The organism is Candidatus Zixiibacteriota bacterium, from assembly GCA_040753495.1.
Lineage (GTDB): Bacteria > Zixibacteria > MSB-5A5 > GN15 > PGXB01 > DYGG01.
The window spans coordinates 1-12,521 of record JBFMEF010000018.1 but is presented as its reverse complement, the minus strand read 5'-3'; the positions used below and the strand labels follow the sequence as shown (position 1 = coordinate 12,521).

Here is a 12,521-nt window from a genome sequence, read left to right as displayed (position 1 = left end):
ATATATAAAATATTGCATTCGTTCTCGGAATAGGCTTCTGCCGCCTGAAGAATTAAAGTCGATTTGCCGATTCCCGGTTCACCGGCAAGAAGGACGGCGCTTCCCGGAAGCAATCCTCCCCCCAGCACCCGGTCGAACTCGGCCAGCCCGGTTTTGTACCCTCCGGCAAAGTCAACTTTGATTTCATCGAGAGAGGCCGGCTTGTCGGAAGAGGCGCGCGCCCTTTTGCCTGAGGACTTAATGATTTTTTCTTCGGTCAGGCTGTTCCATTCGCCGCACTCTTTGCACTGCCCCTGCCACTTGTTATGGACAGCGCCGCAGCGGGTGCAGATAAAGGCGCTTATGAATTTCCGCTCGTTACCCATTATTGAACCTTGATGGGACCGGTTGCCCGTCCGTTTATAAACTGGCTGACGACTTCATTGCCGGAATTTCTGACCTGCTCAGGAGTTCCCTCAAATTCAATCATTCCGTTATAGAGCATGACAATCCGGTCGGCGATTTTATAGGCGGAGGTCATGTCGTGGGTCACGGCAATCGAGGTGACCTTCAATTTTTCGCGAAGCTCAATCATCAGGTCATTAATGATATCCGACGTAATGGGGTCCAGACCGGTGGTAGGCTCGTCATAGAGAAGGATTTCCGGGTTGGTGGCGATAGCGCGCGCCAGCCCCACCCTTTTGCGCATCCCGCCGGAAAGGTCGGAGGGGTACAGATTTTCGGTATTCGCCAGTCCCACCAATTCCAGCTTATCGCGGACGATATCGGCGATTTCGCTTTTTGAATATTTCCACCCCTCACGCAGTCCCAGCCCGACATTTTCGGCGACTGTCAGCGAATCCAGAAGTGCCGCCGACTGGAACAGCATGCCGATGGTGCGGCGTATCTCAAAGAGCTCTTCGGAGGGCATGAGTGAAATATCTTTGTCATGTATATAGACTGCTCCGGAATCGGGTCGCAGGAGACGGTTAAGATGTTTGAGCAGAACCGATTTGCCGCATCCGGATTGACCTATTATGACCAGCGACTCACCTTTGTTAACCACAAGGTTGATGCCGTTGAGGACTTTCTTGGAGCCGAAAGCCCGGCTCAAATTTTCAATTCTGATTACCGGCGCGGTCATCATTTACACCTTGAACAGCACGGTTGCGATAATATAGTCGGCGACAAGAATCATGACCGATGAAATCACCACGGCTTCCATCGTAGATTTGCCGACCCCCCGGGCGCCCCCCTCGGCGCGGTACCCCTCATGACAGCCAACAATGCCGATAATAGCGCCAAACACCGCTGATTTTGTCAGCCCGGAGACCATATCGAAAATCTGGAAAGAGTTCTTGACGCCATTCAAAAAAGTCTCGTAGGAGAGGTCCACGAAAAGCACCGATACGGCAAGGGCGCCGGATATGGCGACAAAGTTAGAGAAAATGGTCAGCAGCGGAATCATGGTCAGGCTGGCAAAAAAGCGGGGCATCACCAGATATCGCACCGGGCTGATAGCCATTGATTCCAGGGCGTCAATCTGCTCGGTAACTTTCATGGTGCCGATTTCGGCGGCGATACCGGCTCCGACCCGTCCTGCCACCACCAGCGCTGTCAGGACCGGCGCCAGTTCAATCACAATCGCCTTGCCGACAGCGGCGCCGAGATAACGAAGCGGCGCCCCGATAAACTGAAACTGATATGCCGCTTGCCACGCCGAAACAGCCCCGATGAAAATAGACGTAATTACAATCAAGGGGAGCGATTTATTGCCGATGAAAAAAAACTGGTCAACAATCAAGCCAAGGGAGCGGGGGATTTCTTTTAAGTAATAGACAGTTTTCAGAAGAAGAATAAATGTACTGCCCAGACGGGCGACAAAGTTGAGAGCGCGTCGGCCGACTAATAAGAATCCGTTTGCCATCTGCTAAAAAGGAGTATCGGCTTCTCCAGCCGGGACCGGGCGGTACTCCAGATTTTCGAAGCGAACAAAATCTTTGAGAAACGCCAGTCGCACGCTGCCGGTGGGACCGTTGCGCTGTTTGGCGACAATTATCTCGGCTTGTCCTTCCACCGCCATCCGGTCCGGGTCATCCTTGTCCTTATGCGACAGATAAAATTCGGGACGGTACACGAACATCACCACATCGGCATCCTGCTCAATCGCCCCCGACTCTCTCAGGTCGGACAGTTGCGGTCTCTTGTCGCCGCCTCTCATTTCCACCATACGCGACAGCTGACTGCAGGCGATGACCGGGATGTTCAACTCTTTAGCCAGACTCTTGATGGAGCGGGAGATGAGCGACATTTCCTGCTGGCGGTTTTCGGAACGCTGCGCCGAATGAATCATCTGGATATAATCGATTATCAGGAGTCCAATATTATGCTGGGCTTTGAGCCGTCGGGCTTTAGCGCGCATTTCCAATGTTGACAGGGTAGCGGAATCATCAATGAAGATTGGCGCATCGGACAAGGGACCGCTTGCCATTCCCAGCCGTTTCCAATCGGTTTCACGCAGACGGTCGGTTCGCAAGAGGTGCTGGCTTATGCGCGCTCGACCGCAGAGAAAGCGCAAAGCCACCTGCTCTTTGGACATTTCGATAGAGAATATTCCGACAGGTAGCTTGCTTTCAATCGCGACGGTCTCGGCAATATTCAGGGCAAAGGCGGTTTTCCCCATCGAAGGTCGGCCCGCCACGACGACAAAGTCGCCGTTGTGCAGCCCGGCGGTCAGGGCGTCCAGCTGGTCAAAGCCGGTTTTAACCCCAACCAGGCCCCCCTTGGTTTCCTGAAAATCTTCAATCTGCTCAAAAGTTCGCGGCAGAAGCGAAGAGAGGGCTGTGAAACCTTTTCGCAGACGGCTTTCGGAAATGCTGAAAATCTTATGCTCCGCTTCATCCAGAATTTCGGAGACTCCCCCCTCCTGAATATAGCAGTCCTTGATAATTTCGTTGGAAACTCCAATCAGACTGCGAAGAGTTGATTTTTCCAGAACAATCTCGGCGTAATTGCCGACGTTGGCGGTTGTGACCAGCCCTTCGACCAGTTCAATCAGATAGATTCTTCCGCCGGCATCGTCAAGAGCATCCATCTTGGCGAGTTCTTCGGCAACAGTGGTGATATCGCACGGCCCGCCGCGGTCGTAAAGCCGAAGCATCGCCTTGAAAATCAGTTTATGCCGCCCTGCGTAGAAATGCTCGGCGTCATCAATTGTCTCAATGACGACGCTGATGGCATCCGGGTCTTTAAGTATCGATGCCAGCACCTGTTGTTCGGCGTCAACCGACTGTGGCGGCTCCAGGTGAGCAATATCCTGCTCTTTGCTTTTGTTCTTTCTTTCTCTAATTGCCACTCTATTGCACCGGGTTTAGTTCATCGTATCGGGCGCGAAGCATCTGCACATCTTCCCAGACATCTTTCTTGTAAGTCGGGAAACGGAGCAACGCCGCCGGATGATAAGTCACCAGAAACGGAATCCCCTGGAAATCATGCCAGACCTTGCGCAGTTTACCAATAGGGGTGGTGGTCTGAAGAAGCGCCTGGGCGGCAATCCGTCCCAGAGCGCAGATAAGCTGTGGCTGTATCAACCTGATTTGCTCCATCAAGTAAGGGAGGCAGGTTGCCATCTCTTCGGGAAGAGGGTCGCGGTTATTAGGAGGACGACACTTGAGAATATTGGCGATATAAATCTCCTGCCGGGAGAATTTGATTGCCGCCAGAATTTTATCCAGCAGTTGTCCGGCGCGCCCCACAAACGGCTCCCCCTGGAGGTCTTCATCCCGACCCGGCGCTTCACCGATAAACATTACCTTTGCCGCGCTATTTCCCACGCCGTAGACAAATTTGGTCCGGGTGGCGCCAAGCGGACATTTCTGGCATTGGCAGATGTCACTATAATGCTCATCCAGACTGCGGTACTGCCGAACTTCGGCAACGCGACGGCGTCCGGCCAGTTCCCGCTTTCTTCGGAGCACGTTAGTACTTGAAATCACAATCTCTTTCAGTCCATTTTCCGCCTGACTGCGGGCTGCTTTCTTGATTAAAGCCGAGGTCTTGGGGTCTAATTTCTTTCGGATGCCGGTCATACTATTTCAAGGCGGCGATTTTCTCAATAAGGATTTCAGCCAGTTCGCTCTTCGGCATAAGGGCGGTCTTTTCCGATTTTCCATTCTTATATATGATGGTCACCTGGTTCTGGTCGTTATCGAAGGGGGTCTGTTTTTCCATCATATTTAAAACAATCATGTCGAGAGCTTTGGCTTTCAATTTTGCCAGGGCGTTTTCCGGTCCCCGGTCGGTTTCCAATGCGAATCCGATTACCTTTTGATTCTTACGTTGGCGCCGGAGAGAGGACAATATATCAACTGTTGGTTTTAAACTCAATACCATAGAATCAGACTTCTTGATTTTCTTCTTCTCTACTTTTTCAGGAGTGAAGTCGGCCGGGGCCGCCGCCATAATCAGGAAGTCGGATTGTGGAAATCGTCTCTCGACAGCGCGAAACATCTCTTCGGTAGATTCCACCTTAATTGTCTCGATTCCCCAGGGGGCGCTCAATGATGATGGACCGGAAATCAGGGTTACATCGGCGCCGGCCTCTTTTGCCGCCGCTGCCAGAGCATATCCCATCTTACCGGAAGAGCGATTGGAAATATAACGAACCGGGTCAAGCGCCTCGCGGCAGGGACCGGCTGTCACCAGCACTTTCCTGTCAGTCAGAGACTTTTTTTTTTGGAATTGTCGGAGAATATAGGAGTGAATTTCCTCCGGCTCCGCCATTCTGCCCCATCCGACCACATTGCAGGCAAGCTCTCCCTCGTTGGGGTCGATAAATTGGTATCCCAGTTCCTTGAGAAATTTGATATTCTTCTGGGTTATCGGGTTCAGGTACATATTGGTGTTCATAGCCGGGGCAATTAGAATCGGTTTGCGGGTGGCGCAAATCACCGTGGTGAGGAGGTCATCACAGATGCCCGATGCCACCTTGGCAATGAAATTAGCGGTCGCCGGCGCAATCACAAAGAGGTCGGGCCAGTCCGCCATATCGATATGATGGGTGCCGGCAAAGCGGTCTTCCGGAAACATCTCCACCGATACCGGATTCTGCGAAACAGTTTCAATGGTCAGCGCCGTGATGAATTTGGTTGCCGAGGCGGTCATGATGGAGCGGACTTCGGCCTCATCTTTTTTAAGCAGACGGATCAGATTGGGGGTCTTATATGCCGCAATACCGCCGGTAATCCCGACAATAATTTTCTTGTTTTTTAATGACATCAAAAATCAGAATAAAACCGATTTATCGATCAGTTGATAGAGCCCTCGTCATCATTGAAGATATATGACGGTTGACGGACTATTTCCGGCCTTCCGGAATCGCGGAAGAGCACGGTCCCCACAAGGATTTTTATATGGTCAACATTGATAGGCGCAGGACCGACCAGAGCGCCCCGCTCCAGGACGGTTTCCAGTTGGGATAAGTTCAAAAGCCCCAGATGTCGCAACTGCATGATGTAGCCGAGGGCTTCTTTATCGAAATGTTGCCGCTCCTTTTCGGAGAATACGCGGAAAGAACTGGTGGGCTGGGAAATGGTGTGCAGGAGTTGGGAATCGGTCTGCAACTGGTCAAGTACCCAGGAGTAAGCGGTGGTAATCTCGTTGTCTGTAAATCCTTGGCTTCTAAGGCTATCGGAGATATCCTCCAAGTTTTCAAGGAGTCCACGCGACTCCTTTATATGAGTCATCAAGAGAACCACAATTTCAAGTACCCTGTCACCCACTTCAGTTCCCTTTCACCGCCAAAAGTTGTCTGGAAACAATTTAGGGGTAAATCAGATTTCTGGCAAGCGAATAAACTTACTATTTTTTAATTTCAATGCCGGAAATGTCTTACGCCCGTGAAAACCATCGCCGCACCGGCTTTATCCACAGCTTCAATCACTTTGGGGTCGCCTTTAGAGCCGCCCGGCTGGATTATAGCAGTAACTCCTGCCTCCAGGGCAACTTCAGCGCCATCCGGCATCGGGAAAAAGGCGTCTGATGCCAGCACAGCGCCTTTGGCTCTGTCGCCAGCCCGTTTCACCGCCAAAGCCGAGGCATCGACTCGAGACGTCTGCCCCATTCCGATTCCCACGGTAGCGGCATTGCGTGCGATTACGATGGCATTCGACTTAGTATGTTTGACCACTTTCCAGGCAAATAGAAGTGATGTCAACTCGGCCTCGGTCGGTTTTCGCTTGCTGGCGACCTGAAGGGTGGCCGGGTCTAATTGATGGTCATCGGCGGTCTGATAGAGCATTCCACCACGGACGAATTTCGCCGTTTTTTCGCCGGAGGGCCGTCCTGCAGTCATTTCGGGTAGTGACAACAGGCGACGAGTTTTCTTCTTTTTGAGCAGTTCCAGCGCCTCGGTGTCATATCCTGGCGCCAGGATGCACTCGATGAATTCGGTGTCGTATAGCAACTGCGCCGTAGCCATATCGACTTTTCGGTTTAAGCCGATGATTGAGCCAAAGGCTGAAAGGGGGTCAGAGGCGAGGGCGTCACGGTAAGCGTCTGACAATGACTTTCCGGTGGCTGCTCCGCAGGGGTTGGCATGTTTGACAATGCAGGCGAACGGCTCTTTGAAATCAAGGACCATCTCCAGGCAGGAATCCATATCGGCAATGTTGTTATATGAAAGCTCCTTACCGGCGAGGATTTCGGCGCGGCTGAGCGACGCTCCATTGAACTGCTCATCAATATAGAAGGCGCCCAATTGATGGGGATTCTCCCCGTAACGGAGTTTCGATTTCAAAGCGTAGGATAACTCCAGATTGGAGGGGAATCCGGTATCTTCGACCTTGGAGGGTCCGCTAAAATAACGGGCAATCAGACGGTCATAGCGATAGGTAAGGTCAAAAGCTTTTGCCGCCAGGCGCCGACGAGTGTTCAGGCTGATAGCGCCGTCACTGTTTTCCATCTCCTGAATTATCAGAGGATAATCAGCGGGGTCGGTGAGTATTGTAACGCCGGCGAAATTCTTTGCCGAGGCTCTGACCATGGAGGGTCCGCCGATATCGATATTCTCGATTATTTCCGCTTCCGTCGATTTGGGATTGCTGACCGTTTTCTCAAAAGGGTAAAGATTAACCACCACCATATCGATTGCTTTGTATTCCTGATGAGTCAATTCGGCGCAGTCATCAGGATTGTCGCGGCGAAAGAGGATGCCGGCATGAATTTTGGGGTGAAGCGTCTTGACGCGACCGCCCAGTATTTCCGGAGCGCCGGTGAAGGTGGAAACAGAGACGGCCTGAAAACCGGCTTTTTTCAGCGCCGCCAGAGTGCCGCCGGTGGAAATTATTTCGATATTGAACTTGGCTAATGCCCGGGCGAATTCCGCCAGACCGGTTTTGTCCGAAACCGAAATCAGCGCCCGCCTTATTTTTATTAAATCTGCCATCCTTACCTTCCAATCAAAAGTCTCTCCGCCTCGCGATATTTTTCCGCCGATTTCAAAATGATTTCTTCCGGCAACGGCGGCGCCGGCGGGTTCTTATCCCAGTCAAGTCCGGCAAGATAATCGCGAATGAACTGCTTGTCAAATGACGGCTGCCCTTTTCCGCGGACATACTGGCTCACAGGCCAGAAGCGGGAGGAATCGGGGGACAGAACTTCGTCAATTATTATGAACTTGCCGTTGTGGAATCCGAATTCGAACTTGGTATCGGCGATAATGATTCCCCGGCTCCGCGCGTACTCGGCAGCTTTCTTATAAATCGCAAGCGATTTGTCGCGACAGAGTTCGGCCGTCTCCCTGCCAACGACATTAATCATCTGCTCAAAAGAGATATTTTCATCATGCCCGTCTTCCGCTTTCGTGGCGGGAGTGAAAAGCGGTTCCGGTAATTGCTCGGATTCCTTGAGATTCGGGGGGAAGCTGAATCCGTGCACCATATTAGTTCCTTTCCGGCGCGCTTCCAGAAGTTCTTTCCACAGGGAGCCGGATATATATCCTCGCACCACGCACTCAATATCAATTCGTTTGGCTTTAACCACCAGCATAGAGCGGCCCTCGAGGATATCGGCATATTTTTGAAGATTGGCCGGGAATTGGGAGATATCGGCGGTGACAAGATGAGAGTCAACCAGATCTTTGATAAGTTCAAACCAGAAAAGCGACATCGATGTCAGCACTTTTCCCTTCCCCGGTATTCCATTGGGGAGAACACAGTCAAACGCCGACACGCGGTCGGTGGTTACAATCAGAAGCCGGTCGCCCAGGTCATAAACATCGCGGACTTTCCCCATGGAAAAAACCGGGTACTCCTTAATGTCGGTGCTCAATATTACCTTATCCATCACCAAATTTTCCTCTAATTAATTGTTCCAAGGCTATTGGATATATTTTGTGTTCGACATTCAAAACTCTTTCAGCCAAACTCTCCGGCGTATCGCCCGGCGTGACCGGCACTCTTTCCTGCATCAGGATTTCTCCGTGGTCGTAGATTTCATCCACCAGATGAACGGTTGCCCCCGATTCCTTGTCTTTCGAGGCAATGACAGCCTCGTGCACATAATGGCCGTACATTCCTTTGCCACCGTATTTGGGCAGCAATGCCGGGTGAATATTGGTAATTCTGCCTTTATATTTCTTGATGACAGAAACCGGAATCATCTTCAGATATCCAGCCAAAGCGATAAGTTCGACACGGTAATACTCCAGGATTTTCAGCAGATCTTTCTCGGCGTCCTCCGGGCTGGGATAATCTTTGGTTTTGTAAACAACGGTGTCTATTTTTTCCCGTCTGGCGCGCTCCAAACCAAAAGCATCGGCGCGACTGGAGACCACCAGCACAATTCGCGCCGACAATCTTCCCGCTTTGGCGGCGTCAATCAACGACTGCAGGTTACTTCCGCCGCCGGATATGAAAACCGCCAGATTAACGGGCAAGGGCATCGAGTTTTTCCTTCAATAGTTTATTTACCAGAGCCGGATTCGCTTTACCTTTGGTCTCCTTCATTACCGCTCCGACAAAATAACCGAATATCTGGGTCTTGCCGGAGAGATATTTGCGAAGATTCTCCCGGTCCTGCGCCAGGACCCTCTCTATTACCTCGCTAATTAAAGTAGAATCAGAAATCTGTGTCAACCCCTTTGCCGATAAAACTTCGGAGGCGCTCCGGCCGGTGGCGAGCATCTCAGCAAAAATCTCCTTGGCGATCTTTCCGGAGACGGTGCCGTCTTTGACGAGATTCAGAAGTTCCGCAGTCGCCTGGGGTGTCAAACGAAATGATTCAATTTCAGATTTCTCTTCGTTGAGCACCCGCATAATCTCGGTCATAATCCAGTTGGAGGCGGTCTTCCCATCGGAGTATCCTTTCATGACCGTTTCGTAGAAGTCCGCCAATCCCCGGCTGGAAGTCAGCACGCCGGCGTCATATTCCGGAATTTGATACTGTTTGACGAAGCGCGCCGCTCTCTGCTCGGGAAGTTCCGGCAGGCTGACTTTGATACTTTTCAGCCAGTCATCGTCAATTACAAGATTAACCAGGTCCGGTTCGGGGAAGTACCTGTAGTCGTGCGATTCTTCTTTAGAGCGCATCGGCTCGGCAATCTGTTTCTTTTCGTTCCAGAGAAGAGTGAGCTGCTCGACTTTTTGTCCGGACTCGATGATTTTTGTCTGTCGTTCGATCTCATAGGCGAGCGCCCGCTCCACCCAGCGAAATGAATTGAGGTTTTTCAGTTCCGTTCTGGTTCCCAATTCCGGAGACTCGGCGGGCCTGACGGAGATATTGGCGTCACAGCGCAGATGCCCCTTCTCCATATCGCCGGTGCAGATTTCCAGATACTGGAGAATCTGCTTTAACATAACCAGATAGGCATACGCCTCATGAGGGGACTTGATATCCGGTTCGGTAACGATTTCTATAAGGGGGGTGCCGCAGCGGTTTAAGTCGATGCGGGTGTAGTTTTCTCCCGCTTCCGGATGAAGCGATTTGCCGGCATCCTCTTCCAGATGCACTCTTTTCAGTCTAATTACTTTCCTGTCGTTACCGCCGGAGGCAGGAATGACCAGCGAGCCACCAATTCCAAGAGGAGTTTCATACTGAGAGATCTGATATCCTTTGGGGAGGTCTGGATAAAAGTAATTTTTCCGGGCAAAAATCGACCGCTGATTTACGGTCCCGCCGGTCGCCAGTATCATTCTGACCGCATATTCCACCGCCTTTTTATTAAGGACCGGCAAGGCGCCCGGCAGTCCCTGACAGACCGGGCAGGTCAGGCTGTTGGGAGAAGCGCCAAACTCGACACGGCAGCCGCAAAATATCTTGCTTGAGGTTGCCAGCTGAGCATGCACCTCCAGGCCGATGACGGCCTCAAAATGTCCCCGGTTTTCCGCTCTTGCGCTCAATTTCGGGGTCTCCTCGCTTTGACGTCAATTTCCTTAAGAAAAGCTGCCAGAGTCTCATTGAATCTGTCGGGCGCTTCCATATTTGACATATGCCCTGCTCCCGATAGCACCACCAGGCGAGAATCAAGAATGATTTCGCTCAACTTCTGAGACAACGGCAGCCAGGCGATATCTCTCTTGCCGGCGATTATCAAGGTGGGAATCCGCACCGAAGCGGCCATCTTGAGGTCATCCCGTTTGGGATATTTTCCTTTTTTCGGGTCAGTCCAGGGTTTGCCGCTGAAAGCTCTCATCATTGTAGCCAATTTACTCTTGATATCCTGCATCTCTTTTCCATAACGGGAGAGCGAGGACTCGATGAACATTTCTTTGAATATTTCCAGACCTTTCTCGGCAATATGTTCTTTAGGTTCGCGCGGTCGTACTTTTGGTTTGTAACCGGACGCCACCGTATCTGCCAGCGTCAGAGAGAGCAGCTTATCCTGATGGTCAACCGCCATCGCCAGAGCATCCCCTCCGCCCATCGACAAACCGACCAGATGCACCTGGGGCAGTTTTAATTCAGCCATCAGATTTAGAACATCCGCCACCCGGTCCTCCCTGGCGTAGCCGCTCTCCGGGGCGTCGGATTGCCCATGCCCGCGGGCGTCCATGGCGATAGTCCGGTACCATGATGAAAAGTACGCCAGCTGCTCCGACCACATCCGGTGGTCAAGCGAGAAGCCGTGCAGAAAGAGAATCGGAGTACCGGTTCCTCGCTCTTCATAGAATATCCTGACATTATTGGATTTAAAGTACGGCATTCTCTTTTAGAATTTTCTCTAATGCGTAACTTGCCTGGAATAGCGTCGCTTCGCCAAAGGGTGGTCCGATAAACTGCAAACCGACCGGCAATTTGTCGCTTGTGAATCCGCAGGGAGCGGAGAGAGCCGGTATGCCGGCGAGATTGGCCGGAGCGGTAAAAATATCGGATAAGTACATTGCCAAAGGGTCGGAAACTTTTTCTCCCTTGCCAAACGCCACAGTCGGCGCGGTTGGTGTAATCAGCAGGTCAACCTTCTGAAAGGCTTGCTCAAAGTCCCGCCGGATGAGTTCCCGTACCTGCTGCGCTTTATAATAGTACGCATCATAATAACCGAACGAGAGAACATATGTCCCCAGCATAATACGTCGTTTCACTTCCGCGCCGAAACCGCGCGACCGGGTGCGTCGGTACATCTCTTCTAACTCCTCTGCTTCTTCGCGCAACCCGTAGCAAACACCGTCATAGCGGGCAAGGTTCGATGACGCCTCGGCGTCGGCAATTACATAGTACACTGCTATTGCCAGCGGCGCATGCGGCAACGAGATATTTAAAACCTCGTGCCCTCTTTTCTTGAGCAGCCCAATCGCCGCTTCGATGTTCTGCCGCACTTCCGGGTCAACTCCTTCGCCGAAAAACTCCGGGGGCAGTCCAAAACGGAATTTTCTTTCTACGGTCGTTAAAACCGAATAGTCCGGATGTTCAAAGGCAACGGAGGTGGAGTCGCGCTCATCTCTTCCGCAGACAGTCTTATAGGCTAAAGCGAGGTCTTCGGTATTGCGCGCCAGCGGTCCAATCTGGTCCATGGAGGAAGCGAATGCCACCAGACCGTATCGGGATATTCCACCATAGGTCGGTTTGAGACCATACACACCGCAAAAGGATGCCGGCTGTCGGACGGAGCCGCCGGTTTCGGAGCCGTAGGCAAGCGGGGTAATCCGGGCGGCGACAGCGGCCGCGGAACCTCCTGAAGAACCGCCTGGCACCAGGTTCTCTCGAATAGGATTGGCGCAAGGACCGTAGCAGGAATTTTCATTGGATGACCCCATGGCGAATTCATCCATGTTGGTCTTACCGATTATCACGGCTCCGGCATCGCGCAGCCGCCGGGCGCAGGTGGCGTCATAGGGAGGGATGAAGCGATCCAGAATATGTGAGGCGCAGGTAGCAGGATATCCGGAAAGGCAGATATTATCTTTCAGGGCAATCGGGACACCCGCAAGCGGACCGGTCGGCTTACCAGAGGCAATGCGGTCATCGATAGCCTCAGCCTGATGGAGGGCAAGGTCAGATGTGACGGTTATGAATGCATTTAACTTTTTGCCGGCGCTGAATGCCCTCTC

The 12,521-nt window shown here is 52.1% G+C and carries 13 protein-coding genes; all 13 read right to left on the bottom strand.

Annotated elements, in window-relative coordinates; translation table 11 throughout:
• The coding region (locus tag AB1690_01145) for an ATPase domain-containing protein (GenBank protein ID MEW6013906.1) at positions 1 to 365 on the bottom strand (365 nt) is incomplete at its 3' end.
• Positions 365 to 1,126: an ABC transporter ATP-binding protein gene (locus tag AB1690_01140; GenBank protein ID MEW6013905.1), complete on the bottom strand. Its 762-nt coding sequence runs from the start codon at positions 1,124 to 1,126 to the stop codon at positions 365 to 367. The genes AB1690_01140 and AB1690_01145, both read right to left, overlap by 1 nt.
• The gene (locus AB1690_01135) at positions 1,127 to 1,906 is read right to left on the bottom strand and encodes an ABC transporter permease (GenBank protein MEW6013904.1); all 780 of its coding nucleotides are present in this window, start codon (positions 1,904 to 1,906) and stop codon (positions 1,127 to 1,129) included.
• A gap of 3 nt (positions 1,907 to 1,909) precedes the next feature.
• Positions 1,910 to 3,334 carry a replicative DNA helicase gene (gene dnaB, locus AB1690_01130; GenBank protein ID MEW6013903.1) on the bottom strand — a complete coding sequence of 475 codons (1,425 nt, stop codon included), beginning with the start codon at positions 3,332 to 3,334 and terminating at the stop codon, positions 1,910 to 1,912.
• A 1-nt stretch (position 3,335) separates the two neighbouring features.
• A complete protein-coding gene (locus tag AB1690_01125; protein MEW6013902.1) occupies positions 3,336 to 4,067 on the bottom strand; it encodes a uracil-DNA glycosylase in 732 nt (243 codons plus the stop codon).
• Position 4,068: 1 nt separating this feature from the next.
• The gene (gene coaBC / locus AB1690_01120) at positions 4,069 to 5,256 is read right to left on the bottom strand and encodes a bifunctional phosphopantothenoylcysteine decarboxylase/phosphopantothenate--cysteine ligase CoaBC (protein ID MEW6013901.1); all 1,188 of its coding nucleotides are present in this window, start codon (positions 5,254 to 5,256) and stop codon (positions 4,069 to 4,071) included.
• 29 nt (positions 5,257 to 5,285) lie between these two features.
• The gene (locus tag AB1690_01115) at positions 5,286 to 5,759 is read right to left on the bottom strand and encodes a DUF494 family protein (GenBank protein ID MEW6013900.1); all 474 of its coding nucleotides are present in this window, start codon (positions 5,757 to 5,759) and stop codon (positions 5,286 to 5,288) included.
• Between the two features lie 92 nt (positions 5,760 to 5,851).
• Positions 5,852 to 7,423, bottom strand: coding sequence for a bifunctional phosphoribosylaminoimidazolecarboxamide formyltransferase/IMP cyclohydrolase (gene purH, locus AB1690_01110; protein MEW6013899.1), 1,572 nt, complete (start codon positions 7,421 to 7,423; stop codon positions 5,852 to 5,854).
• A 2-nt stretch (positions 7,424 to 7,425) separates the two neighbouring features.
• Positions 7,426 to 8,322, bottom strand: coding sequence for a phosphoribosylaminoimidazolesuccinocarboxamide synthase (locus AB1690_01105; GenBank protein MEW6013898.1), 897 nt, complete (start codon positions 8,320 to 8,322; stop codon positions 7,426 to 7,428).
• Complete coding sequence (gene purN, locus AB1690_01100; protein ID MEW6013897.1) at positions 8,315 to 8,920, bottom strand: phosphoribosylglycinamide formyltransferase; 606 nt, start codon at positions 8,918 to 8,920, stop codon at positions 8,315 to 8,317. Before purN ends, AB1690_01105 begins: the two co-directional genes overlap by 8 nt.
• Positions 8,904 to 10,376 (bottom strand): Asp-tRNA(Asn)/Glu-tRNA(Gln) amidotransferase subunit GatB, encoded by a 1,473-nt coding sequence (gatB, locus tag AB1690_01095; protein MEW6013896.1) that lies wholly within the window; start codon positions 10,374 to 10,376, stop codon positions 8,904 to 8,906. Before gatB ends, purN begins: the two co-directional genes overlap by 17 nt.
• A complete protein-coding gene (locus tag AB1690_01090; GenBank protein ID MEW6013895.1) occupies positions 10,373 to 11,179 on the bottom strand; it encodes an alpha/beta hydrolase in 807 nt (268 codons plus the stop codon). Before AB1690_01090 ends, gatB begins: the two co-directional genes overlap by 4 nt.
• Positions 11,166 to 12,521, bottom strand: a 1,356-nt coding sequence (gene gatA / locus AB1690_01085) for an Asp-tRNA(Asn)/Glu-tRNA(Gln) amidotransferase subunit GatA (GenBank protein ID MEW6013894.1), incomplete at its 5' end; no start/stop codon positions are given. The genes gatA and AB1690_01090, both read right to left, overlap by 14 nt.